The organism is Pseudonocardia oceanicola, assembly GCF_047200735.1.
Lineage (GTDB): Bacteria > Actinomycetota > Actinomycetes > Mycobacteriales > Pseudonocardiaceae > Pseudonocardia.
Window position 1 is genome coordinate 71,595 of record NZ_JBJZON010000017.1, and the last position, 23,985, is coordinate 95,579.

19 protein-coding genes are annotated in these 23,985 nt (G+C 72.6%); 10 read left to right on the forward strand and 9 right to left on the reverse strand.

Annotated elements, in window-relative coordinates:
- Window positions 1-2 precede the first annotated feature (2 nt).
- The 4 genes from ACL02T_RS22590 to ACL02T_RS22605 all read left to right on the forward strand — a co-directional run bounded on the left by ACL02T_RS22590 (window position 3) and on the right by ACL02T_RS22605 (window position 5,289).
- Window positions 3-1,532: a sugar ABC transporter ATP-binding protein gene (locus ACL02T_RS22590; protein WP_412832737.1), complete on the forward strand. Its 1,530-nt coding sequence runs from the start codon at window positions 3-5 to the stop codon at window positions 1,530-1,532.
- Complete coding sequence (locus ACL02T_RS22595; protein WP_412832738.1) at window positions 1,529-2,557, forward strand: ABC transporter permease; 1,029 nt, start codon at window positions 1,529-1,531, stop codon at window positions 2,555-2,557. Before ACL02T_RS22590 ends, ACL02T_RS22595 begins: the two co-directional genes overlap by 4 nt.
- A 235-nt stretch (window positions 2,558-2,792) precedes the next feature.
- A complete protein-coding gene (locus ACL02T_RS22600; protein ID WP_412832739.1) occupies window positions 2,793-3,983 on the forward strand; it encodes an LLM class flavin-dependent oxidoreductase in 1,191 nt (396 codons plus the stop codon).
- An 82-nt stretch (window positions 3,984-4,065) separates the two neighbouring features.
- Window positions 4,066-5,289, forward strand: a complete 1,224-nt coding sequence (locus tag ACL02T_RS22605; RefSeq protein WP_412832740.1) for a cytochrome P450 — start codon at window positions 4,066-4,068, stop codon at window positions 5,287-5,289.
- Here the strand turns inward: ACL02T_RS22605 and ACL02T_RS22610 are convergent.
- Entirely contained in the window at window positions 5,241-6,125 is an 885-nt protein-coding gene (locus tag ACL02T_RS22610) for a MaoC family dehydratase (protein ID WP_412832741.1), read from the reverse strand. The genes ACL02T_RS22605 and ACL02T_RS22610 overlap by 49 nt on opposite strands.
- Before the next feature lie 53 nt (window positions 6,126-6,178).
- On the opposite strand from ACL02T_RS22610, the gene ACL02T_RS22615 reads away from it, so the two are divergent.
- The 6 genes from ACL02T_RS22615 to ACL02T_RS22640 all read left to right on the forward strand — a co-directional run bounded on the left by ACL02T_RS22615 (window position 6,179) and on the right by ACL02T_RS22640 (window position 12,637).
- Window positions 6,179-7,309 (forward strand): epoxide hydrolase family protein, encoded by a 1,131-nt coding sequence (locus ACL02T_RS22615; RefSeq protein WP_412832742.1) that lies wholly within the window; start codon window positions 6,179-6,181, stop codon window positions 7,307-7,309.
- A 120-nt stretch (window positions 7,310-7,429) separates the two neighbouring features.
- On the forward strand, window positions 7,430-7,771 hold the full coding sequence (locus ACL02T_RS22620) for an SDR family oxidoreductase (RefSeq protein ID WP_412832743.1): 342 nt from the start codon (window positions 7,430-7,432) through the stop codon (window positions 7,769-7,771).
- Between the two features lie 220 nt (window positions 7,772-7,991).
- Window positions 7,992-9,143 (forward strand): thiolase family protein, encoded by a 1,152-nt coding sequence (locus ACL02T_RS22625; RefSeq protein ID WP_412832744.1) that lies wholly within the window; start codon window positions 7,992-7,994, stop codon window positions 9,141-9,143.
- Entirely contained in the window at window positions 9,140-9,904 is a 765-nt protein-coding gene (locus ACL02T_RS22630) for an SDR family oxidoreductase (RefSeq protein WP_412832745.1), read from the forward strand. Before ACL02T_RS22625 ends, ACL02T_RS22630 begins: the two co-directional genes overlap by 4 nt.
- 54 nt (window positions 9,905-9,958) lie before the next feature.
- Complete coding sequence (locus ACL02T_RS22635) at window positions 9,959-10,900, forward strand: MBL fold metallo-hydrolase (RefSeq protein WP_412832746.1); 942 nt, start codon at window positions 9,959-9,961, stop codon at window positions 10,898-10,900.
- A 102-nt stretch (window positions 10,901-11,002) separates the two neighbouring features.
- Window positions 11,003-12,637 carry a flavin-containing monooxygenase gene (locus ACL02T_RS22640; RefSeq protein ID WP_412832747.1) on the forward strand — a complete coding sequence of 545 codons (1,635 nt, stop codon included), beginning with the start codon at window positions 11,003-11,005 and terminating at the stop codon, window positions 12,635-12,637.
- A gap of 51 nt (window positions 12,638-12,688) precedes the next feature.
- On the opposite strand, the gene ACL02T_RS22645 is transcribed toward ACL02T_RS22640, so the two are convergent.
- The 8 genes from ACL02T_RS22645 to ACL02T_RS22680 are packed head-to-tail and all read right to left on the reverse strand — an operon-like array spanning window position 12,689 to window position 23,985.
- Window positions 12,689-13,744, reverse strand: coding sequence for a peptidyl-prolyl cis-trans isomerase (locus tag ACL02T_RS22645; protein ID WP_412832748.1), 1,056 nt, complete (start codon window positions 13,742-13,744; stop codon window positions 12,689-12,691).
- Entirely contained in the window at window positions 13,741-16,089 is a 2,349-nt protein-coding gene (locus ACL02T_RS22650) for an RND transporter family protein (protein ID WP_412832749.1), read from the reverse strand. Before ACL02T_RS22650 ends, ACL02T_RS22645 begins: the two co-directional genes overlap by 4 nt.
- A complete protein-coding gene (locus tag ACL02T_RS22655) occupies window positions 16,086-17,378 on the reverse strand; it encodes an MlaD family protein (protein WP_412832750.1) in 1,293 nt (430 codons plus the stop codon). The genes ACL02T_RS22650 and ACL02T_RS22655 overlap by 4 nt, the downstream gene beginning before the upstream one ends.
- Window positions 17,375-18,703 carry an MlaD family protein gene (locus tag ACL02T_RS22660; protein ID WP_412832751.1) on the reverse strand — a complete coding sequence of 443 codons (1,329 nt, stop codon included), beginning with the start codon at window positions 18,701-18,703 and terminating at the stop codon, window positions 17,375-17,377. The genes ACL02T_RS22655 and ACL02T_RS22660 overlap by 4 nt, the downstream gene beginning before the upstream one ends.
- Window positions 18,700-20,112, reverse strand: coding sequence for an MlaD family protein (locus tag ACL02T_RS22665; RefSeq protein WP_412832752.1), 1,413 nt, complete (start codon window positions 20,110-20,112; stop codon window positions 18,700-18,702). Before ACL02T_RS22665 ends, ACL02T_RS22660 begins: the two co-directional genes overlap by 4 nt.
- Entirely contained in the window at window positions 20,109-21,380 is a 1,272-nt protein-coding gene (locus ACL02T_RS22670) for an MlaD family protein (RefSeq protein ID WP_412832753.1), read from the reverse strand. The genes ACL02T_RS22665 and ACL02T_RS22670 overlap by 4 nt, the downstream gene beginning before the upstream one ends.
- A 2-nt stretch (window positions 21,381-21,382) precedes the next feature.
- Window positions 21,383-22,762: an MlaD family protein gene (locus ACL02T_RS22675; RefSeq protein ID WP_412832754.1), complete on the reverse strand. Its 1,380-nt coding sequence runs from the start codon at window positions 22,760-22,762 to the stop codon at window positions 21,383-21,385.
- Window positions 22,759-23,985: an MlaD family protein gene (locus ACL02T_RS22680; RefSeq protein ID WP_412832755.1), complete on the reverse strand. Its 1,227-nt coding sequence runs from the start codon at window positions 23,983-23,985 to the stop codon at window positions 22,759-22,761. The genes ACL02T_RS22675 and ACL02T_RS22680 overlap by 4 nt, the downstream gene beginning before the upstream one ends.

The window sequence follows — 23,985 nt, forward strand, 5'->3', positions numbered from 1 at the left end:
CGGTGTCCGCCACGCGACGTGATGCCGTCGACGCCGTTCCCGCCCTGCGCATCCGCGGGTTGTCCAAGTCATTCGAGGGCACCTCCGCCCTCCGGGCGGTGGACCTGGACCTCCGCCTCGGCGAGATCCACGCCCTCGTCGGCGAGAACGGTTCCGGCAAGTCGACCCTGGTCAAGATCCTCGCCGGTGTGCACGACCCGGACCCGGGTGGCTCGGTCGAGGTGGGCGGCGTCCCGCTCGCGGGCGGTGGCGCGGCCGGGCTGCGCTTCGTGCACCAGGATCTCGGGCTCGTCGGCGCCCTGTCCATCACCGACAACCTCGCACTGGGACCCGGTTTCCACACCGGGCCGACCGGGTGGATCAGCTGGCCGCGGGAGCGGGCCACGGCCAGCCGGGCGCTGGCCACGCTCGGCTACGACCACATCGACGTCCGCGCCCCGGTCGACTCACTGAGCATGAGCGAGCGCACCGCGGTCGCCGTCACTCGGGCGCTGTCGCACCGGCACGGCACCGCGACGGTTCTCGTGCTCGACGAACCCACGGCCAACCTCCCCGCGCCGGAGATCGACCATCTGTTCTCGCTGGTGGAGACCGTGGCGGCGAGCGGCATCGCGGTACTGTTCATCTCGCACCACTTCGGGGAGGTGTTCCGCCTCGCGCAGCGCGTCACGGTGCTGCGGGACGGGGCGGTGGTGCGCACCGACGACACCGGCGAGCTGACCGAGGACCGGCTGGTCGAGCTGATGACGGGGCGGGCGCCTGCGTCGTCTGGCGTCCGGGCCGGCGAGGACGCCGCCGGGACCGAGGTGCTCCGGGCGGAGGGGATCGCCGGACCGAGGGTGGCCGGGGTCGACCTCGCGGTGCGGGCGGGCGAGATCGTCGGCATCGCCGGGATCACCGGCTCGGGGCGGGAGAACCTCGTCCGCCTGCTGGCGGGCGACCTCGAACGCACCGGGCACCTGCAGATCGGCGAGACGACCGTGCCCGGCCACCGACCGGACGCGGTGATCGCAGCGGGGGGCGCCTACGTCCCGGCGCGCCGGGTCGCGAACGCGCTGCTGATCGGCATGCCGGTGCGGACCAATCTGACGATCTCGCACCTGACCTCGCTCACCAGGGGCGGCCTGCTCGACCGTGGGCGTGAGAACCGGGAGGTCGACGAGACGCTCGCGCGCTTCGACGTCCGACCCCGGCGCGGCGGGGCCGAGATCGGCACGCTCTCGGGCGGCAACCAGCAGAAGGTCGTCCTCGCCCGAGCCCTGCGCCGCCGACCCCGGGTCCTGCTGCTCGACGAGCCGACCCAGGGCGTCGACGTCGGCGCCCAGCACGACCTGCACGGCCGGATCCGCGCGCTCGCCGGGTCCGGGGCGGGCGTGGTCGTGGCGTGCTCGAGCAGCGACGAGCTCGCCGAGCTGGCCGACCGCGTGCTGGTCATGGTCGAGGGCCGGGTCGTCCGCGAGCTCCGGCGCCCGCTGGATCCGGACTCCCTCACCGCCGCCTGCCTGTCCGCCACCGAAGGAGGGTCCCGATGACGCTGCCCGACACCGAGTCCCGCGGATCGGCGATGCCCGACCGCGCCCCCGGGACCGCACGGACCGCGGCGCGCCGCCGCGTCTCCCTGGGGTTCGGACGTTTCAGCGGCCTGTACCTGGCGGCCGTCCTGATCGTCGTGTTCGGACTGTGGCAGCCCAGCACGTTTCTCACTGTCACGACGCTGCGCACGGTCGCCGACCAGCAGGCCATCACTGCGATGCTCGCCCTCGCCCTGGTGGTGCCGATGGCGACCGGCGCGTTCGACATCTCCATCCCGTCGACGATGACCCTGTCCCTGGTCCTGGTGGCGAAGATGCAGAGCTCGGGCTGGGGAGTCGCGCCCTCGCTTCTCGTCGCGTTGCTCGCCGGTCTGCTGATCGGCCTGGTCAACGCCGTCGCGGTCGTCCGGCTGCACGTCAACTCGTTCGTCGCGACGCTCGGCTCCGGAAGCGTGATCACCGGCTGCGCGTTCTGGGTGACGGGCGGGCAGCCCATCGTCCGCGGGTTCTCCCCCGGCTTCCTGGCGTTCGGCCAGAGCCAGGTCCTCGGCGTCCCCGTCCCGGTGCTGCTGCTGGTCGTGCTGGCCGCGGTCCTGTGGGTGGTGCTCGAGCACACCCCCGTCGGGCGCTACCTGTACGCCACGGGCAGCAACGCGCAGGCAGCGCGGCTGGCGGGGCTGCGGACCACCCGCTTCGTGCTGGGTGCGCTCGTGTCCTCGGCGGCGCTCGCCGCGCTGGCAGGCATGCTGCTCGCGGCCAAGCTCGGCGTAGGGACACACGACGTCGGCGCGCCGTACCTGTTGCCGGTCTTTGCCGCCGCCTTCCTCGGCGCGACCCAGGTGTACCCGGGCCGGGTCAACGTGCCGGGCACCGTGATCGCGGTGTACCTGCTGGCGGTCGGGGTCAAGGGCCTGCAGCTGGCGGGCGCGGAGGCGTTCGTGACCGGCATCTTCAACGGGCTGGCCCTGGTGGTCGCGGTGGCCCTCGCTTCGCGGCGCCGTACCGTGGGGCCCGGCCCTGTGTGATGGTAGGCACCCCATGAACCACAGAATCAACGGTCTGGTTGATCGTCCTGGTCCGACTCGGCGCGCAGGACGCATCCGGAAGCCCCTCGGGCACTCTCGGGCCGTCGGATCAACTTAACTGTTGACAATCCTTCGACGCGTGTCGAGAATCACGAGGAGGCGGACCCACTCCCCGCTCGACCCGCCCGTCGCGGTCGGGTGACCGGCCGACACGGTCGTCAGCAAAGGAGCTCGCATGTCTCGGATGCGTTTCGGCATCTTCCTTCCCCCGCACCACGTACCCGTCGGACAGGACCCGACGTACTCCCTCCAGCGCGACACCGAGCTGGTGGTCCGGCTGGACCAGATGGGCTTCGACGAGGCCTGGTTCGGCGAGCACCACTCCTGCGGCGTCGAGCTGATCAACGACCCGATCCTGTTCATCGCGCACTGCGCGCAGGTCACCAAGCACATCAAGCTGGGCACCGGCGTCGTGTCACTGCCGTACCACAATCCGTTCCTGGTCGCGGACCGGATGACGCAGCTGGACCACATGACCCGCGGGCGAGCGATGCTCGGGGTGGGCCCTGGCGCGCTGGCCACGGACGCCCTCATGCTGGGCATCGACCCGAAGGACACCCGCTCCGCGCTGGAGACCGACGTCGCGGTCCTCATGCACCTGCTCACCAGTGACGAGCCGATCACCATCGAGACCGACCGCTACAAGCTCCACGAGGCCCGCCTGCAGCTGGACTGCTACAGCGACCCGCACTTCGAGGTCGCCACGGCGGCCATCGTGTCGCCGTCGGGCCCGCGCCTGGTCGGCAAGCACGGGCTGGGCATGATCTCCATCGGCGCCACCATGAGCAAGGAGGGCTTCGACGCCCTGGCCCTGCACTGGGACGTCGTCGAGGAGATGTCCAAGGAGCACGGCACCACCCCCAGTCGCGAGGGCTGGCGACTCGTCGGACCGATGCACATCGCCGACACCAAGGACCAGGCGATCAAGGACGTGGCCCACGGCATCGACGCGTGGTTCGACTACCTGCAGCACACCGCCTCGGCCCCACAGCTCCAGGTCGAGGGGAAGTCGACGAAGGAACGCATCGATTTCGTCATCGAGTCCGGGATGGGCGTCATCGGCACGGTCGACGACGCGATCCAGCAGATCGAGCGTCTGCAGGAGCAATCCAAGGGCGGCTTCGGAGCCTACCTGATGTTCGCCCACAACTGGGCGCCGTGGGAGGAGACGCTGCACCACTACCACCTGTTCGCGAACTACGTCGCGCCGCAGTTCCGCGGCACCACCAGGCGACTGCTCGCGAACGAGGCCTGGACCCGCAGCGTCCGCGAGCCGCTGACGGCGCGCCACTGGGACGCGATCAACGCCTTCAAGGAGAAGCACGCCGCCGAGCGGGCGGCCAAGGACTCCGCGCGCAGCGTGTGACCCTCGCGGCGGCGGCCCGCTCCCCGGGCCGCCGCCGTCCCCCGGACCGAACGCGAGCCCCACTGACGGACATCGAGGTCCCGTGAGCACACCCGTCTCGGCCAGCCCACCCGACATCCTCTCCCCCGCCTACGAGGCGGACCCGCCCGGTTTCTTCCGCCGGATGCGGGACGAGTTCCCGCTGATCCACCACGAGGCCAGCGGTTTCTGGTTCCTCAGCCGCCACGCCGACGTCTCCGAGGCGCTCGGCGGCGCCGCATTCTCCACCCGCCACCAGGAGTGGCAGATGGAGCCGGTGATCGGCCGTTCGCTCGGCGCGATGACCGGGCGCGAGCACGCCACGCAACGCGCGCTGGTCGCCCCGGCCTTCCGCGGCAAGGAGCTCGGAACCCGGTTCCTGCCGGTCATCGAGCAGACGGCGCGGGACCTGATCGGCGCCTTCCCCGAGGGCGGTCGGGTCGACCTCGTCGACTCGTTCACCCGCTGGTTCCCCATCAACGTCATCGCGTCGATGCTGGGGCTGCCGAAGGGCGACCACCGCCGGTTCCACGACTGGTACTCGTCGTTCATGGCGTTCCTGTCGAACATCACGCAGGACCCCGAGGTGATCGCCTGGGGCGAGCGGACCAAGCGGGAGTTCCCCGAGTACATCCTCCCCATCATCGCCGAGCGCCGCACAGACCCCGGCGAGGACCTGCTCTCCCGGCTGTGCACCGCCGAGATCGACGGCGAGCGGATGACCGACGACCAGATCCGGTCATTCGTCGCCCTGCTGCTCATCGCGGGCGGCGAGACGACCGACAAGGTCATCGCCAGCATCTTCAAGAACCTGCTCGAGAACCCCGTGCAGTTGGCCGCCGTCCGCGCCGACCGCTCGTTGATCACGAACGCACTCGCGGAGACGCTGCGCTTTGCCCCACCGGTGAACATCGTGCTGCGAACGGCCGAGGAGGAGGTCGAGATCCCGGACGGCGGGACGATCCCGGCGAACAGCACGGTCGCCTGCGTGATCGGCGCGGCGAACCGGGACGAGCGGCGCTTCGCCGATCCGGACCGCTTCGACATCTTCCGGGAGGACCTCGACGTCGGCCGGGCCTTCGGCGGGTCCAGCAGACACCTGGCGTTCGGCCACGGCCGGCACTTCTGCGTGGGGTCGATGCTGGCCAAGGCAGAAGTCGAGACCGGTGTGTCCCTGCTGCTCGACCTCATGCCGGAGATGCGGTTCGCGTCGGGGTTCACTCCGCGCGACGTGGGCCTCTACACCCGGGCACCCGAGTCGCTGTGGGTGGAGTACACACCGGCCTGATCCTCGGGGACGCAGCGGTACCGGCCGTCCGCCAGCACGACGGTCCCGGCGCCGGTGCGGACCCGGAAGGCCGCCTCCGGGCCCTCCCAGACCTCCACCACCAGCTCGTCCCCCGGCTCGGCCGGGGCGGCGAACCGCGCCTCCACCATCCGCAGCCGGTCCGGGTCGCCGCCCGCCACCGCGGCGAGCAGGGCCCGGCCGGCGAAACCGAAGGAGCACAGACCGTGCAGGATCGGGATGCGGAATCCGGCGGCAGCCGCGAAGGCGGGATCGGAGTGCAGCCGGTGCCGATCCCCGGACAGCCGGTACCACAGCGCCTGCTCAGGGGCGGTCCGGTAGGTCACGGTGTGGTCGGGGGCCCGGTCCGGGTCGGAAAGCCGCACCCGCTGTGCCCGCTCCCCGCCGAAGCCGCCCGCGCCACCGAGGAAGACCTCGGACTCACCGGTGAACACCGGGCGCCTCGTGGCCGGGTCGACGCCGGCGGTGGTCGTCTGCAGGATCGCCGCGGACCCCTTGTCCAGCATGCCGGTGATCGTGGTGGTGACGTCCGCCTCGCCGCCCGGTCGCAGCGGGGCGTGCAGGCTCAGCCGCTGGCGCGCGTGCACGACCCGGGCCCAGTCGAACTCGCCGACGAGGGCGAAGTGCTCGGTGCCCGCACCGTACAGCGCGGGCATGGTGGGCAGCACCCGCAGCGGGCGGCCCTCGGTGTTCTCGGTGGTGAAGGCCAGGTCGTCCACCCCGGCGCCCACCCCCAGCGCGTAGAGCATGCACGCGTCGGCCGTCCAGGCCACCCGGACCTCGGACGTACTCGTTCCCACCGCTCGCGGATCCAGCATGACCCCAGTGTGTCAACGATTGAGTTGACACACCAGAAGGAGAAGGAGACGGCATGACCACCGTCGAACCGTTCACCCTCGCCGTCCCCGACGCGGACCTCGACGACCTGCGGGCGCGGCTCGGCCGGGTCCGCTGGCCCCGGGCGGAGACCGTGGCCGACTGGTCCCAGGGCGCTCCGCTGCACTACGTCCAGGAGCTGGCGGGGTACTGGGCCTCGGGGTACGACTGGCGCGCGTTCGAGGCGCGGCTCAACGGCATCGGGCAGTTCACCACCGAGATCGACGGTGCCCGCATCCACTTCCTGCACGCCCGCTCCCCGCACCCGGGGGCGGTGCCGCTGCTGCTGACCCACGGCTGGCCCGGGTCGATTCGCGAGTACGTCGACCTGGTGGAGCAGCTGACCGACCCGGCGGACCCCGCGGACGCGTTCGACGTGGTCATCCCCTCCCTGCCTGGGTTCGGGTTCAGCCCCCAGCCCGCCGACGGCGGCTGGAACGTCCAGCGGATCGCGGACGCGTGGGCAGTGCTGATGGACCGGCTCGGCTACCCTCGCTACGGGGCGCACGGCAGCGACTGGGGTGCGGTCATCACCGCCCGGCTCGGCGCGGTCGACGCCGACCACGTGCTCGGCGTGCACATGACGATCCCGCTGGTCGATCTCGCCGCCCAGCCCGACCCGGACCGCGGGCTGAGTGCCTTCGAGCAGGCGGGAGCCGAGCGCGCGGCGGACTTCGCCGCGAACGGCATGGGCTACCTGACCCAGCAGGCCACCCGCCCCCAGACCCTCGGTTACGGACTGGCCGACTCCCCCGTCGCCCAGCTCGCGTGGATCGCCGAGAAGTTCTACGCCTGGACCGACTGCCAGGGCGATCCCGCCAAGGCGGTGCCGCGGGACGCCCTGCTGGACAACGTGATGCTCTACTGGCTGCCCGACGCGGGCGCGTCGTCGGCGCGGATCTACTGGGAGAGTTTCCAGGGCATGCCGGACGACACGGTCAACGTGCCGTCCGCCTGCTCCATCTTCCCGAAGGAGCACGTCCGGGTGCCCCGTGCGGACGCGGAGCCCAAGCTGACCGACATCCGGCAGTGGCGCGAACACTCCGTGGGCGGCCATTTCTCCGGGCTCGAACAGCCCGAGACGCTGATCACCGACCTGCGGGACTTCTTCCGCGGGCTGCGCTGAGCCCCGACCGAGCAGGAGGCAGACGATGATGACGGACACGACCGGCCCGGTCCTGGTGACGGGCGGAGCCTCCGGCAGCGGCGAAGCGGTGGCCCGGCTGCTCGCCGAGCGCGGGAGCCCGTGCTCGTCCTCGATCTCGACGAGGACGGCGCGGCGGTGTTCGCCGACCTCGCCGAGCGGGGCGAGGTAGCCTCCGGACTGGTCAACAGCGCCGGGATCAGGCGCCGCGCCGCGTTCGAGGACCTGGCCGACGAGGACCGGCGGCAGGTGCTGGACACGAACCCCGGCCGGGACCGTGCAGATGTCGCGGCTGTTCGGGGCAGACCTGCGCAAGGCCGGGCGGCCGGGCTGCCGGGCTGCCGGGCTGCCGGGCTGCCGGGCGCGATCGTGAACGTCGCGTCGGCGATGGGCACTTCGCCGCACCGAACCTGGCGCCGTACGTGGCCACGAAGGGCGGGGTAGCCATGCTGATCCGACCAGGGCCGTGGCCGTCGAACGGCGGCCGCGGGGCGCCGTCATTCCGGTTGACCGTGGGCGACCTCGGCCTGGCCTCTGCGTCGGCTGCTGAGCGCGCGGACGCCGCGTATTCAACAGTAATGTTGACTCCGTTCGGCCGTGCTGTTACACAAGGACGGGATGGGTAACGACCCCTCCCGAGTCGCTCTACCAGAGGGGAACCACCGTGCGTGATGCCGTCATCGTCGAGGCCGTCCGGACGCCGGTCGGCAAGCGGAAGGGCGGGCTGGCGGGAGTCCACCCGACCGACCTGTCCGCCCACGTGCTCGAGTCGCTGGCCGCGCGCAGCGGCGTGGACCCGGCCGCGGTGGACGACGTGGTGTGGGGCTGTGTGATGCAGGTCGGCGAGCAGACGCTCGACATCGCCCGCACCGCCGTGCTCGCGGCAGGCTGGCCGGAGTCCGTGCCCGGCACCACCGTCGACCGCCAGTGCGGTTCCTCGCAACAGGCGGTGCACTTCGCCGCGTCCGGAGTGATCAGCGGTCACTACGACGTCGTGGTCGCGGGCGGCGTCGAGTCGATGACGCGGGTGCCGATGTTCTCGTCGCTGATCGACCAGGACCCGTTGGGCCCTCGCTTCGCGGCACGCTACGGCGTGGCCCCGAACCAGGGCGTCGGGGCCGAGCTGATCGCCGAGAAGTGGGGCTTCAGCCGCAGCCAGTGCGACGAGCTCGCGCTGCAGAGCCACGAGCGGGCCGCGGCGGCGCAGGACGGGGGCCGGTTCGACGCACAGATCGCTCCCGTCACCACCGAGGACGGCACCGTCGTGGCCAAGGACGAGGGCATCCGCCGCGGCGGCACCCTGGAGGGCCTCGGCCAGCTCAAGACCGTTTTCAAGGAGCAGGACCAGGGCGGCGTGATCACCGCGGGCAACTCGTCGCAGATCTCCGACGGGTCCGCCGCGCTGCTCATCACCACCAGCGAGAAGGCCGCCGAGTTGGGCCTGCGCCCCCTCGCCCGGGTCCACACCGCGGTGCTGGCTGCGGACGACCCGGTGCTCATGCTGACCGCGCCGATCCCCGCCACCCGCAAGGCGCTGGAGAAGTCCGGCCTGGCACTGTCGGACATCGGCACCTTCGAGGTGAACGAGGCGTTCGCGCCGGTCCCGCTGGCCTGGCTCACCGAGATCGGGGCGGACCCGACCCTGGTGAACCCGGACGGCGGCGCCATCGCGCTGGGCCACCCGCTCGGTGGCAGCGGCGCCCGGATCATGACGACGATGCTGCACCGCATGCGGGACAACGGGATCCGTTACGGCCTGCAGACGATGTGCGAGGGCGGCGGCCAGGCGAACGCCACCATTCTCGAGCTGCTGTGAGCGCTCCGGACTTCGGGCTCACCGGCGTCGCGTTCGTGACCGGCGCGGCGGGGGGCATCGGCGCCGCCGTGGCGGTCGGTCTCGCCGCGTCGGGAGCGGACGTCGCCTGTGCCGACCGCGCGGGCGAGGGCCTCGACCGGGCCGTCGCCGCCGTCGAGGGCGCCGGGCGACGGGCGCTGGCCTGCCCCGTGGACGTCACCGACGACGCGGCGGTGGACGAGACCGTGGCGCGTGTCGAGCGCGAGCTCGGCCCCCTGCGTTACGCCGTGAACTGCGCCGGGATCAACGACGGCGCCCCGGCCGAGTCGATGTCCGTCGAGCAGTTCCGCAGGCTCGTCGACATCAACCTGACCGGGGTGTTCTTGTCCTGCCGGGCCGAGGGGCGCGCGATGCTCGCCCATGGCGGCGGCAGCATCGTCAACATCGGCTCGATCTCCGCCGTGATCGCCAACCGCGGTCTCACCCAGGTGCACTACAACGCGGCGAAGGCGGGCGTGCTGCAGCTGACCACGTCCCTTGCGCTGGAGTGGGCGCAGCGGGGCATCCGGGTCAACGCCGTGAGCCCCGGCTACACGGCCACGCCGATGGCGAAGTCCTCCGAGGTCTGGGAGCACGTCAAGCAGTACATCCCGGACATCCCGATGAACCGCATGGCCGAACCCGAGGAGATGGTGGGGCCGACGGTCTTCCTGCTCAGCGACGCCGCGTCCTACTGCACCGGGGCGAACCTGCTGGTCGACGGCGGTGCCGTCGGCTGGTAGGGCCGTGCGACGATGACCCCGTTGTCAACGCCGCGGTTGACCGAAGGAGGATCGATGAGCTCGAGCACGCACGACGACGTCGCCACCGCCCCGGGACGGCTCGTGGAGGTGGCGGACGGGGTCCACGCCTACGTCCAGCCGGATGGTTCCTGGTGGATCAACAACACCGGACTGCTGGTGGGCAGGCACGGCGCCGTCAGCGTGGACTCGTGTTCCACCGAGCGGCGCACCCGGGCCTACCTCGAGGCTATCGCGAGCGTGACGGACGCGCCGGTGCGCACCCTGGTCAACACCCATCATCACGGCGACCACACGCACGGGAACTGGCTGTTCCCGGGCGCCACGATCGTCGGCCACGAGGGCACCCGGCGCGAGGTGCTCGCGGCGGGGCACCCGAACTGGCCGGGGATCTGGGAGCCGGTGGAGTGGGGCGAGATCGTCCTGGCTCCCCCGTTCCTCACCTACACCGAGGGCGTCGACCTGTGGGTGGACGATCTGCGGTGTGAGGTCCGGCACGTGGGTGTGGCTGCACACACCACGAACGACTCGATCGTCTGGCTGCCCGAGCAGCGCGTGCTGTTCGCGGGGGACCTGCTGTTCCACGGCGGCACGCCGTTCCTGGTGATGGGCTCGGTGACCGGCGCGATCCGGGTGTGCGAGGAGGTTCTGCGGCCGCTGGGCGCCACCACGATCATCCCCGGGCACGGCGAGGTCGCGGGACCCGAGCTGATCGACGACGTGCTCGGTTACCTGCGTTTCGTCGAACGGATCGCACGCGAGGGCGAGCGGGCCGGACTGAGCCCGCTGGAGCTCGCCCGCCGGACCGACCTCGGTCCGTACGCCGAGTGGCTGGACCGCGAGCGACTGGTCGGCAATCTGCACCGGGCCTACGCCGAACTCCGCGGCGCGGCGCCGGGAGCGCCGATCGACGTCCCGGGCGCGGTGCGCGAGATGGTGGAGTTCAACGGCGGACGTCCCCTCTCGTGCCACGCCTGACCGGCATCAACACAACTGTTGACTATCTCGGGTCGAACGTTCAGACTGGCGATGGGAACGAACTGGCGCCGACGCGAGTCGGCGGGCGCAGGAAAGGTCGTCATGACGCAGCGACGGATCGACGTGGTGGTGGTCGGGGCAGGGTTCGCCGGCCTCCGCGCCCTGCACACCCTGCGTGAGCAGGGGCTCGAGGTGGTGGTGCTCGAGGCGGGTGCCGGAGCGGGCGGGGTGTGGTTCTGGAACCGCTATCCGGGCGCCCGGTGCGACGTCGAGAGCTACGACTACTCGTACTCGTTCTCCCCCGAGCTCGAGCAGGAGTGGCGCTGGAGCGAGCGCTACGCCACCCAGCCGGAGATCCTTCGATACGTCGACCACGTCGTCGAGCGGTTCGACCTGCTGCGGGACATCCGCTTCCACACCCGGATGACGGACGCCGCCTACGACGAGGACACGCACCGCTGGTCGGTCGCGACGGACACCGGGGACACCTGGGACGCGCAGTACCTGATCATGGCCACCGGCCAGCTGTCGGTGCCGAAGGACCCGGAGCTGCCCGGTCAGGACGCTTACGGGGGCACCGTCCTGCACACCGCCCGCTGGCCCCGGGAGGGCGTCGACCTGAGCGGCAAGCGGGTGGGAGTGATCGGCACCGGATCGTCCGGCACCCAGTCGATCCCGATCATCGCGCGCGAAGCCGCCCATGTCACGATCTTCCAGCGCACGCCGAACTTCTCGATCCCGGCGAACAACGCGCCGATCAGCGACGAGGAGGACGCCCGGGTCAAAGCGGCGTACGCCGCCCGACGCGAGCAGGCGCGCAACTCCCCCAGCGGGCTCGGCTTCGTCCCGACCAAGATCTCGGCCCTGGATGTCGACCCCGCCGAGCGGGACGCCCACTACGAGGAGCAGTGGAAGACCGCGGGCTTCGGCTTCCTGCTGGCGTACCCGGACCTGATCCTCGACGAGAAGGCCAACGACACCGCGGCGGACTTCATCCGTCGCAAGATCGCCGACAAGGTCGAGTCACCCGAGATGGCCCGACTGCTCACACCGGTCGGCTACCCCTTCGGCGCCAAACGGCCTCCCGTCGACTCCGGCTACTTCGAGACCTTCAACCGCCCCAACGTCACGCTGGTGGACATCAAGTCGGACCCGATCACCGGGTTCACTCCCACCGGTCTTGCCACCGAGCACTTCGCCCACGACCTGGACGTGGTCGTGTTCGCGACCGGGTTCGACGCGATGACCGGTGCCCTGCTCGCGCCGCGGATCACCGGCCGCGGCGGGCGTACGCTGCGCGAGGCCTGGGCGGCGGGCCCACAGACCTACCTCGGTCTCACGGTCCACGACTTCCCGAACATGTTCATCATCGCGGGCCCCGGTAGCCCCTCGCTGCTGAGCAACGTGCTGTTGTCGATCGAGCAGCACGTGGATTGGCTGGCTGACCTGCTGGCCCACGCTCGCGAGATCGGCGCGGACGAGATCGAGGCCGAGGAGCAGGCCCAGCGGGACTGGGTGCGCGAGGTCAACACCCGGGCCGAGGCCACCCTCTACCCGCGGGCGAAGTCGTACTACATGGGCGACGAGGTCCCGGGGAAGCCGCGGGTGTTCACCCCCTTCGTCGGCGGGGTGCGCGGCTACCGGCGGATCTGCGAGCGGGTCGCCGCCGACGGCTACCGCGGGATCCGGCTGCGGGTGCCCTCGGCGTCGTCCTCGGTCTCCTCCTCGCAGGGGTGACGCCACCCGGCCGGGCACGCGGGGCGGCCCGGCCGGGTGGGATCCGCGTCGTCAGCGCGGTGCGGGGCCGGCGGAGGCGCCCGATGCGACCGGTGGGCTGTCCGGATCCGCGGGCCGGTAGGCGTCGGCGTACTCGATGTCCGCGTCGGCGATCCGGTCGGTGAGGAACTGCTGCCAGGTCGACAGCGCCCGCTCCGATGCGAGGGTGGTGCGCAGGTCCTCGTGCACCTGCTCGAAGCTCAGAGGCTTCGCCGGGACGATCTCGGTGACCTGCCCGACGTTCCAGCCGAAGCGGGTCTGCACCGGCCCGAAGAAGGCCTGCGGCGCCGCCCCGAACGCAGCCGCGGCGAAACCGTTCTCGAGTTGGTCGGCGGCGACCAGACCGAGGTCGCCCCCGGAGTCGCGGGTGCTGCCGTCGAGTGTGACCTGGCGGGCGACGGCGCCGAAGTCCTCGCCGCCGACGGCCCGCTTGAGCGCCGCGTCCGCGTCCTCCTTCGTCCGCACCACGAGGTTGCGCACGTGACGCTGTTCGGGGACCGCCATCAGGTCGCGGCGCTCGTCGAACGCCTTGTGCAGGTCGTCCTCGGTCACCTCGGGCAGACCCTTGGTCACGTCGTCGTAGAGCCGCCGGGTGGTGTCCTGGCGCACCAGCTCATCCACGACGTCCTGCTCGGACGCCCCGACTTGACCTAGCAGCGCAACGAACTGCTTCCTGCCGTCAGGGCCCTTGTCGGCAATGATCTTGTCGAGCTCGCCGCGCGCCTGCAGCTCGGCGGTGACGATGCCGCGCTCCGCGGCCGCCTGCTGCACGGCCATGTCCACAGCCACCGCCTTGGCCGACTCGCGCCGGAACCGGTCCGCCCCGTCCGGGTCGGACGGGGCGCGAATGCCGTAGAGGGCCTCCAGGGCCTCGAGACGCTGGGCGAGCTGCGCCTCGGTGACTGTGGTCCCCACGGACCGGAAGGCGGCGTCGGCGGGCAGCGCGGTGAACCAGCGGATGCCGCCCACCACCAGCGCGGCCACCACCACGACCGCACCGGCGGCCAGGCCGATGCGGCCGACGCGCCCCTGGGGCAGGCGGACGGACCTCACGCTCGGGATCTTCATACGGTCACCTCTTCGGGGGCAGGTTCGGTGCGGGGTGCGAGGGCGGCCGGGGGGTCGGACGCGTCGGGGAGCAGGGTCACCACGAGCTTCGCCGCGACCAGGGAGAGGACCACGGTGGCCGCGAGCAGCAGGCCGAACTGCCGCAGCACGGCGAGGCCGGACATGGCGAGCGCGGCGTAGCCGAGCGCGGCCGCGGCGGCGGCCGCGGCGACGGTCCGAGCGAGGACCCGGCCCCGGACCGAGGCCAGCACGACGGTGAACTCGCACGCGGTGGCCACCGTGAGCGAGCCCAGCGCCGCGGTCAACGGGGTCAGCGGGATGCCCAACACCCAGCTCACCGCCAGGCTGAACCCGGTCGCCAGCAGCGCCGCGAGCACGGCCCGCACGGCGTCGAAGCGCCGGCGCAGGCCGATCAGCAGCACCACGGCGGCCGCTGCGATGCCCACCAGGTTCCCCAGGTGGCGGTCGTCAAAGACGATCCGATAGCCCTCGGCCACCGCGACGGGCAGCCCGACGACCTCGGCCTCGTACCCGTCCGGAGGCTCCGGGAGCTCGGCCCGGACCTGGTTGAACAGGTCGTCCTGGCTCGCCAGGTCCCCGAGCCCGACCCCGAAGCTCATGGCCGCCTCGGTGCCGTCGAGGCGGGCGACCGCGGCGGTCAGGTAGTCGGGCATCAGAGCCCGCGCGGCGGCGATCTGCGGCGCGGTCGGGCTGTCGCCGAGGAAGGCGAACAGCCCCGGCAGCCCGACGATGGGACGCATCTCGTCGCCGTGCCCGACCACGATCCGCTGCTGGGCGCGGTTCATCCAGTCCAGCGCCTCGGGCGTGTAGACGTCCGGGCCGTGCAGCACCACCCGGACCTCGCCTGCCGAGCCCAGCATCTGCTCGGCGTGCTCGGCGTCGTCGACCGCGGGCAGGCCCGCCGCGAGCTGGTCGGGCCGCGCCTCGACGTCGAGCCGCGGCAGCAGCGCCCAGCCGGACGCGGCGACCGCGCCGACGACACCGAGCAGCACCATCCGCCGCCAGGTCGGGCGGGCGGCCCAGCGGGGCGGGACGGGAGACTCGCCGTTCTCGGCCTCCACCACCTCGGTACGGCGCAGCCGCTGCAGCACGACGGCGATGCCGACCGCGACCAGCACCCCCGCGGCCAGGGCGAGGCCCAGCTCGCGGATCGACGGGACCGACGAGATCGCCAACGAGGCGAATCCCGCGGCCGCGGCCAGGGCGGTGACCAGCACCCGGCGTGCCGAGGCACCCCGGGTCAGGTACGCCGGGAAGTCGCTGCCGACGCCGACCAGGATCGGCAGGAAGGCCACCACACCGAGGGTGAGCGGGCGGCCGAGCCAGCCGAAGGCGGCCAGGACGACCGCAGTGGCCCCGAGGGTGGCGGCCAGCGGGAGCAGCCGGCTTCGGCGCGCCCCCGGCAGCCACGGCACGAGCAGGTAGCAGGCGGCGATGAGCCCGACGGCGATCCCGCCGAGCAGCGGGATCTCCTGGCGGACCTGCTCGCCGAGCGCGGCGGCCAGCGCCGGGGTGCCCGTCACCGTGGTGCGGACGGTGTCGAGGCCCGCGGCGGCGACCGCATCGGAGACGGCGGCCGACAGCCGTTCGGTGCCCGCCTGGTCCAGTCCCTCTCGAGGCCGGACGAGGATCGCGACGGCCTCGGGGCTCGGAATGACGAACCGCCACTGCGGGCGCGGGGCCCCGCCGGCCTCGAACGCCACCGCCGAGACGAAGTTGCCGTTGCGCAGCGTCGGCAGCCCGGCGGGGAGACCGCGGACGAGCAGCCCGACGTAGCGCCGGTCGAACTCGCCCGCGGCCCCCTCGCCCGCGGCCTGGACCGCCTCGGGCCCCTCGCCGTCGGCCTCGGCCCGGGCCCGTGCCTCCGCGACGACGGCGTCACGGCGACCTGCGAGGGTCGCGATCAAGTTGCGACCGGCCCCCGCCAGCTGGTTGAGGACCGTCCCCGGCCCGTAGACGACGGCGACGTCGGGCAGGGCCGCCAGTTCGCCCTCGAGCTTGACCAGGTTCGGCAGCTGCTCGGCATCGAGCAGCCGCCGCGGCTGCGCGGACTCCGCGAGCACCACGAGCGGGTCGCCCCCGAAGGAGCGGGCCGTCTCGGTGAGCGCCTCGAGCGCCGGGTCGCCCGCGGGCAGGAACGAGTCCGGACCCGTGTCGGCGCGCAGCCGCAGCAGACCGGCCACGACCGTGCCCGCCACGAGGGTGAGCACCAGCGCGGCGACCAGCGACCGCCGCCCGGGCACCGTGCGCCGGAGGTCCGGCGGCCGAAGCCGCCGGACCCGGCGCCCGAGGGCACGCGGAGTACCCCGCAGCGTGAGCCTCACCGGGGTGCACGCTCCACGCGCGGGTACTCGCCCTCGAAGGGCCCCACGTCCAGGCCCGCCCCGGGTGCCGGGTACGGGTTCTCGTAGGTGTTGATCCCGAAGTTCACGGGCGACTGGATCGAGCGCTCGTTGATCCTCGGCTGCAGGCGCAGGTAGTGGAAACCTGCCTCGTCGGTGTGGCCGATCACGCTGTTGAAGTTCGCGATGAACGCCGCGAAGTCCCGCCCGTAGGGGGCGAGGTAGTTCAGCATCGGGTTCACCTCACGGAGCATGTCCACCGCCACCGGGGACAACGACCGGACGTCCTCACCGAGCGTGGGCACCCGGTCCAGCGTCGGCGGAGCCGCGTCGAGCGCCCCGTCGAGTGCCGGCAGCAGCCCTCGCACGTCGCGCGTGGTGTCGGGAAGCTGGCGGAGTGCCTCGTCCAGGCCCGGAGCCGCGGCGTTCAGGTCCGCCGCCACGGGGGCCAGCGAGTGCGCCACATCCGTCAACGCAGCGGTGGCCGACCCCGCCGTGGTCAGCACGCCCGGCAGCCGGCGCATCGTGTCCTCAATGCTCTGCCGCTGGTCCGCCGTGGCCTTGGTGAGCCGGTCGGCGTCGGACACCATGGAGGCGATCTGCCCCTCCTGGGCGTCGAGGGTCTGCATCAACGTGCCGGTCTCGGCGACCAGCGCCTTGAGGTCCTCGGACTGCGCGGCGATCGCGTCCGTGGCCGTGTGGCCCTCCCGGCCGAGCTTGCCCAGGCCCGCCAGCACCGCGCTGACGTCGCCGTGCGCGCCCTGGGTGCCCGCGCCGAGCGAGTCCAGCGCGGTTGACATCGACGCGCGGGTCGGCTCGTCGACGCTGGCCAGCAGGTCCCGCAGCTGGGTGCTGGCCTGCACCGCCTCGTCGGGCAGCTGCGACCCGCTCGCCAGCTGCGGCCCGCTGCCGTCAGTGATCTCCAGCGCGGTCTCACCGACGAGCGACCGCTCGCCGATCCGGACGCCCGCGCCCTCGTGCAGCGGGGCCGCCGCGGGGTCGACGGAGAAGACGACGCGTGCCCGGCTCCCGTCGAGCGGCGTGACCTCCTCCACCTCGCCGACCTGCACCCCGGCGATCCGCACCTTGCCGACGGTCACCAGGTTGTCGACGTCCGCGACGTCGACCGATGCGGTGTAGGGCTCCGCCTGCAGCAGCGGGATCCGGATACCGGTGCCCGTCAGCAGGTAGCCGAAGATCGCAACGGCCCCGGCCAGGAACACCCCGGTGATGCCCAGGGCCGTTCCCGCCTTCCGGTCGAGTCGTCTCATCGTCCACCCTCCTCGGTGCCGGGCAGCATGCCGCCGAGCGGGCCCGGGTCGTCCGGCGAGCCGCCGGTGGTCTCGTCGAGCGGGTAGCCGCCCCCGCCGCCGGGCAACGCGTTGCCGTCCGGGAGCACGACAATGACGTGGCCGCGGATGAATCCGCCCTGCTCGTCCTGCAGGCTGAACACCGACGAGGTGTTGTAGACGAACGCCGACACGTCGCTGAGGTACGAGGTCACGATCGCGGTGTCGCCGTCGAGCCTGTCGGTGACCGGCAGGGCGTCGTCGAGCGCGCGGTCCACCTGCTCCACGAAGGGCCGCAGGTCCGCCACGAACGGGCGCGCCTGCTCCACCACCGGGCGGGCTGCCTTGACCGTGAACCCGAACTCCCCGACGGTGCCGGTGAGCCGGTCGAGCGCCTCCGGCAGGTCGTCAGCGGCGCGGTGCAGGTTGTCCAGCGTCGGGTCGAGCTGGTCGGTGAGCTGCTGGGTGCTGCTGAGCGCGTGGCGCAGCTCGTCGTTGAGCCCGGGCAGCTGCTCCAGGCTCGCCCGCAGGTCACCGTCGTTGCCGGCCAGGGTGGCCAGCGTCTGCTGGGTGGCGTCGGCGAGGCGGGCGAGCCGCTCGTCGTTGCCCCCCACGGCGTTCGAGATCTGCCCGAGCGCCGTCGTCAGCTCGGCGAGCTGCTGGCGCCGCTGCTGCAGGGCCTCGACGACCGGCCGGACGCCGCCGAGGGTGTCGGACGTGGCCCGCAGGCCCTCCGGCAGCTCCTGCGGCGCCCGGGCCAGCGCGGCGTCCGACTCGGTGAGCAGGCTGGTCAGCGCGATCTGGGTGCGGTCGTCGAGGTGCGCGAGCACCTCGTCCGGCTGCACCGGCCGCTCGGTCTGCCCCACAGGGATGACCCCGTCCTCGGGCAGCGGCGAGCCGGGGGGCCCGCCGGGGTTGATCTCGACGTACATCTCGTTGAGCGGGTTGACCGAGCGGAGCACCGCGTGGGCGTTGTCGTAGACCTGGTGCCCCGGCTCGATGCGCAGCTGCAGCTCCGCCGTGCCGTGGTCGGTCGGGCGCCAGTCGACGATCTTGCCGACCTCCACGCCCGCCATCGTGACCTTGTGCGTGCTCTCCGGGTTGACGGCAGGCGCCTCCTGGAACTCCGCCCAGATCAGCGTCCGCTCCGCCCAGGGCGGCACGAACTGCGTGCGGGACAGCATCACCCCGGTCGCGACGACCGCGACCACGATCAACGCGGCGATGGCGATGACGTCCCGGCCGAGGCCGGGCACCGACCGGAGCCGCTCCCAGGCCCGGCCCGGGGAGAACGTGGGCGCCTTCATCGGGTGCCTCCCGGCTGCTCGGCGAGCGGGTTCGGCACGGCGACGCCGCGCCCCGCGTCGATCTCCGGACCGGGCGGCGTGAACCCGAGCGTCTCGAGGTACTGCTCGAGGCTCATCGGCACTGCGGAGCCGCCCACGGCGTTGAGGCCGGTTCCTGGGGTCAACCGCGCGATGCCGCCGTTGAGGTCGCGGAAGCGGTAGATGTAGGAGGCCCTGGCTACCAGGTAGGCCGTCTCCTCGTAGAAGGTGTGACCGCTGTTGCCGCCACCCGCGTAGGGGCCCTCGCCCTTCCAGGGCGACATCACCGTCTCGGTGATGGGACCGTTGAGACGGTCGAGCACCGGGCCGCGCAGGTCCTCGAGGACCGCGGTGGTGTCCTGGGCGGTCGGCACGAGCCGCTCGACGAGCGGGCGGGCTTCCTGCAGCGTGGGCCGCAGGTCGGCGAGCAGCGGACGGGTGTCCCGCAGGACCGGCCCGAGCTGGGAGACCAGCGGCTCCAGCTCGCGGGCCGACGGCCGGAAGGACTCCGCGGTCGTGGTCAGCCGGTCCAGCGTGCCGTCCAGGTCGGCCAGTCCACTCCGGGTGACCCGCAGGGTCTCCGGCAGGGTGGCGACCGAGTCGGCGACGGGCGCGGACGCGGCCGCGAGCGCCGCGGTCGTGCCGTGCAGCGAAGCAAGGATGTCCTGCACCTGGCCGTCGTTGCGGGTCAGCACGTCCGCGGTGTGCTCGAACCCGCGGACCACGTCGCGCAGGTCGCGCTCGGGCTGGGTGCCGAGCACGCCCTGCAGCACCTCGCCCGCCGGGCCGAGTGTGCCCGGCGCCTGCGCGAGCAGGTCGTTGGTCGCCTCGGCGCCGCCCTCACGCAGGGTGGCCTCGGTCTGGCCGATGGCCGCCTGCATGCCTGTGCGGGCGTCCGGGGTGAAGGCGCCGAGCACCTTGTCCAGCTCGACCGGCAGTGCCGTGCGCTCGACCGGAATGGTGCCTTCGAAGGTCCCCCGGCCACCCGGCACGAGGTCGACGTAGTAGGCGCCGCCGAGTACCAGCGTCGGCCGGATATGCGCGGTCGGCTGGTCGCCGAGCAGCTCGACCGCGGAGTCCTGGATCTGCATCGTGACGTCCGACGTGCCGTGCTCGGTCTGCTCGACACCGGTGACAGTGCCGATCACGACGCCGCTCATCTTCACGTCCGTGCGGTACGTGGTGAGCTTGTACTCGCGAGCGAACTCGGCGTGCACGGTCTCGCCGCCGGCGAGCACCGTGCCGATCCGCTCCTTGTTGTACACCGCGACCACCGCGGCGACGGTCAGCAGCACGAGGACGAGGCCGAGGGCCCCCAGGGACAGCCTGCGCCGTGGTCGGCGCGGCCTGCCTGCCGGAGCGGGCCGGTCCTGGACGGTCTGCGTGGTCACCGGCCACCTCCCAAGGGGCCCGCGTAGCGGTCGTTCTGGGCCTCGAACGGTGCGGGGTAGAGGTTGCGGCCCGTGATGTCGCCCTCGGTCACGGCACCGAGCGCGGAGCCCGCTCCCGGGGCGACGCCGAGGCGCGCGTAGTGGATGCCGGGGGCCACTTCGTCACCGACGAAGTTGTGGCCGCGGGCGAAGAACTGGCCGGTCTCCACCGCGTAGGGCGAGAGGTCCCCGACCAGCGATCGGACGTCCCGGATCGCCTCGGTGAGCTTCGGAGCCAGCGGGCGCGCGTCGGCGAAGGTGGCGGTGAGGTCCTCGACGGCGGGTTCCGCCGCCTCGGCCACGCCGGGCACCTTGTCCAGCGGCCGCGGGCCCTCGGTGAGCACCCCGCGCAGGTCCGGCGTCGCGGTTCCGAGCGCCTCGGCTCCGGGCCGGACGACCGTCATGGCCGACTGGGTGTCGGCCAGCGGGGCGTCGAGCGCTGCGAAGGCCGCGCGGGCCTGGTCCAGTGTGCCGGGCAGGGTCTCCAGTGTGTCGTGCAGCGGCTTCGACCCGTCGACCGCGATGGCGTCGAAGGTGTCCGCCGTCTGCCCGACCAGGTCGGCGATCTGCTGGTCCCGGCCCGCGAACCGGGCCGCGAGCCGGTCGGTGGCCCGCAGGGTGTCCACGAGGCCCGCCTGCGGGTCGGACAGCGTTCCGGCGATGGTCCCGGTGTCGGTCAGCAGGTCCGCGCCGGAGGCCAACAGGTCGTGCAGGTCCTGGCTGTGACCGGCGACGCCGCCGCCGAGCTCGCGGATTGCGCTGGTGGTGGCCTCGCGGGTCGGCGGGTCGAGCACGTCGAGGACCTTGTAGAGGTCGGCGGAGTCGACGTTCTGCCCCGCGGGCAGCACGTCCTCCCCCAGCGCGCCGGAAGGCGCGCTACCCGGGTACAGCTCGACGAACTTGGTGCCGAGCGAGGAGAGGTCCCACACTGCGGCGCGCGCGTCCCGGTAGACGTCCCGCTCGCCCTCGAGCTCCAGGGTGGCGACGGCCTGGTCACCGACCAGCTCGATGTCGCTCACCCGCCCGACGCGCACGCTGTTCTCGCGTACCTGGTCCCCGACCTCGAGCGAGTCGATGTCGGTGAAGGCGACCTTGACCGCAGTCACGGTCGCCCCCGGTAGTCCTTCGTGGACGGTCGTGGCGAGGTAGAGGACCACGGCGACCGCACCCAGCATGACGAGGCCGACGACGCGTGCGGTGTGCGCGCGGCGCATCTCGATCCGTGCCATGGTCACCGCCCTCCAAGCAGTTGGCCCAGCATGTCCGTCTCCTGTCGACCGGTGAGCCCGGTGGCGCTGTCTGTGCCGTCGGCGGGGGGCGCGGCGTGGTTGTCGTTCGGGCTGGTGGGGCCCTCGGGCGGGATCGGGCCGTGCCCGGGCAGCGGCAGGTTGTCCGGCTGCGGGAGCGGCAGGTCGGGCACCGGCGCGACCGGGGCGCCGGGGACGGCGCCGCCCGCGATCTGCCCGAGCGCCTTCGGCGTGGCCGGGACCGAGGCCCGGAAGTAGTGGCCGATGGCGTCGTACCCGGTGGTCGACAGCGCCCAGCCCTTGAGGAACTCCATCAGGTCGGTCAGGTGCGGGCCGGTCAGCGCCTCGTCGGACAGCGGCCGGTATCCGCGGGTGATCGACTCGAGGTCCGGGCCGGAGGGCGCGAGGTCGTCGACGAACGGCCGCGCCTCGTCGAGCATCGCCTTCGCCCGGTCCAGCACCGGCGGCAGAGAGGCCAGCGCGGGGTCGGCCGCGTCGGCGAACGCGGTGATCTCGGTGGAGATCGTCTGCAGGTCGTCGGTGGTCGGCCGGATCCCCGCCAGCGTGGGGGTCGTGGCGTCGGACACGCCGGCGACCTGGGACAGGGTCCGGCGGGCGTCGGCCAGCGTGCCGGGGAGCCTCCGCAGCGAATCCTCGACGGCCTGCCGGTCCGCCGCGACGGCGCTCAGCGAGCTCTCCGCCGAGCCGACCAGCCTGTCGAGCTTGCCGCCGCGGTCGGCGGCGAGCGCGCCTGCCACCGGCTGTACGTTGCCGACCAGCCTGCTCAGCAGCTCGTTCTGGTCCGACAACAGGCTGCCGAGCTCGTCGGTCTGGCGCATGGCGGGCGCAAGCGCGCTGATCACGTCCGCGGTGGCGACACCCTGACCCTCCACGCCCTCCCCGAAGGTGGTGACCAGGGCAGCCAGTGCAGTGGCCGTGGGGTCGTCGGCGGCGTTGAGGACCTCCTGGAGGTCCACGACCCGGCCGGTCTGCTCCTTCGGGATGACGACCGGGTCGTCCATCGTCGGCGCGGACGGGGTCCCGCGCTCGAGCTTGACGTACCGCTCGCCGAGCAGGTCCTTGTCGGTGATGGTGGCGTGGGCGTCGGTGTGCAGGGGCAGCACGGACGACCGAAGGGTCATCGTTACGCGGGCGACGCCGTCCTGCAGCTCGACGGAATCGACCTCACCGACGGTGACCCCCGCCGTGCGCACCTCGTTGCCCGGCACCAACGGGCTGGCGTCGGTGAACACGGCCGTGACGGTCTCGTCGGAATCCGGTGCGGTCGCCGCCGCGGTGGTCGCCGTGACCGCGAGGCCCAGGGCCACCAGGAGGGCGGCTGGGCGGAAACGGGCGGTGCTCATGAGATCGGGCTCCCGTTGGCGTCGGTCCAGGGTTGGTTCACCGCGCCACCCGGCGGGGGCTCCAGCGGCTTCTTCAGCGGCGGCAGCAGCACCTGGCTCTCGTTGATGCCGGCGGGTCCGGGCGCGATCAGACCCGCCCACACGTGCCCCTGCGAGTCGTAGGCGGCGTACTGGGAGTTCCAGTTGGCGAGCCAGCCCGCGAACTCCGGGGTGTAGGGCCGCAGGAACTCCACGGCGGGCCGCAGCGTGTCCACCGCCTGTCGGACGGGCGGCAGCACCTGGTGGGCGGTGTCGATCAGGCCGGGGGTGTAGTCCAGCAGCTGGTCCAGCGCGCTGAGCGCGGGCCGCAGGTCGGCGACAGCCGGCCGCAGGTCCGACAGCACCGGGCCGAGGTCGGCGGCCACGCCGGGCAGCCCGGCGGTAGCCGGGCGCAGGTCGTCGAGCAGCGGGACGACCTGCTCGGCCGCACCGGGGACCTTCCCGAGGGTGGCCGTGGCCTGGTCCAGCGTGCTCGGCAGCTCGCCGAGCCCGGCCCGTAGCTGCTCCTGCTGCTCTGCGACCCGGCCGGTGAACGTCGAGAGGTCACCGATGGTCGCCGCCAGGTCGTCGCGGCGCTCGTTGACCGCCGTGGTCAGCTCCCGCAGCTGGCTCACCAGCGCCCGGATCGCGGGCCCGTCGCTGCCGACGGCCTGCAGCACCTGGCCGAGGGCGTCGACGGCGGGACCCGCCGTTGCCAGGGTCTGGCGCAGGTCGGCCTCGTTGCCCTTCATGGTGTTCGCGAGCTGGGCGAACAGCCCCTTGAGCTGCTCGCGCGTCGGCTCGTCGAGGGCGGCCAGGACCTGGTCGACCTCGATCTGGGTCGCCGGGACCTCGAGCAGGCCGCCGTCGGGGACCTCGGCGTTGGTTTCCGGGCCGGGCGTGAGCGCCACGACCCGCTCGCCGAGCACCGACTTCCACTCGACCCGGGCCGTCGTGCCCTCGTGCAGGGTGACGCCGTGGTCGAGGTCCAGCGTCGCGACCGCTCGTCCGTCCCGGGCCTCCAGCACGTCGACGGAGCCGACCTTCGCGCCGTCGATCCAGACGGGCGAGCCCGCGACGAGCTGCGCGGCCGACGGCATCGACAGCTGCACCGTCGACGAGTTCCCGCGGACGATCAAGCTCCCCGCGAGCAGGCCGATCACCACGACCGCAGCGGCCAGGGCGAACAGGGTTCGGCGCCCCAT

What these genes read in the sequence shown, in the direction of transcription:
- ACL02T_RS22645 (WP_412832748.1), bottom strand. Translation starts at nt 13,744, where the DNA reads ATGAAGATCCCGAGCGTGAGGTCCGTCCGCCTGCCCCAGGGGCGCGTC.
- ACL02T_RS22635 (WP_412832746.1), top strand. Translation starts at nt 9,959, where the DNA reads ATGAGCTCGAGCACGCACGACGACGTCGCCACCGCCCCGGGACGGCTC.
- ACL02T_RS22655 (WP_412832750.1), bottom strand. Translation starts at nt 17,378, where the DNA reads ATGAGACGACTCGACCGGAAGGCGGGAACGGCCCTGGGCATCACCGGG.
- ACL02T_RS22675 (WP_412832754.1), bottom strand. Translation starts at nt 22,762, where the DNA reads ATGAGCACCGCCCGTTTCCGCCCAGCCGCCCTCCTGGTGGCCCTGGGC.
- ACL02T_RS22680 (WP_412832755.1), bottom strand. Translation starts at nt 23,985, where the DNA reads ATGGGGCGCCGAACCCTGTTCGCCCTGGCCGCTGCGGTCGTGGTGATC.
- ACL02T_RS22610 (WP_412832741.1), bottom strand. Translation starts at nt 6,125, where the DNA reads ATGCTGGATCCGCGAGCGGTGGGAACGAGTACGTCCGAGGTCCGGGTG.
- ACL02T_RS22595 (WP_412832738.1), top strand. Translation starts at nt 1,529, where the DNA reads ATGACGCTGCCCGACACCGAGTCCCGCGGATCGGCGATGCCCGACCGC.
- ACL02T_RS22670 (WP_412832753.1), bottom strand. Translation starts at nt 21,380, where the DNA reads ATGGCACGGATCGAGATGCGCCGCGCGCACACCGCACGCGTCGTCGGC.
- ACL02T_RS22600 (WP_412832739.1), top strand. Translation starts at nt 2,793, where the DNA reads ATGTCTCGGATGCGTTTCGGCATCTTCCTTCCCCCGCACCACGTACCC.
- ACL02T_RS22640 (WP_412832747.1), top strand. Translation starts at nt 11,003, where the DNA reads ATGACGCAGCGACGGATCGACGTGGTGGTGGTCGGGGCAGGGTTCGCC.
- ACL02T_RS22660 (WP_412832751.1), bottom strand. Translation starts at nt 18,703, where the DNA reads ATGAAGGCGCCCACGTTCTCCCCGGGCCGGGCCTGGGAGCGGCTCCGG.
- ACL02T_RS22615 (WP_412832742.1), top strand. Translation starts at nt 6,179, where the DNA reads ATGACCACCGTCGAACCGTTCACCCTCGCCGTCCCCGACGCGGACCTC.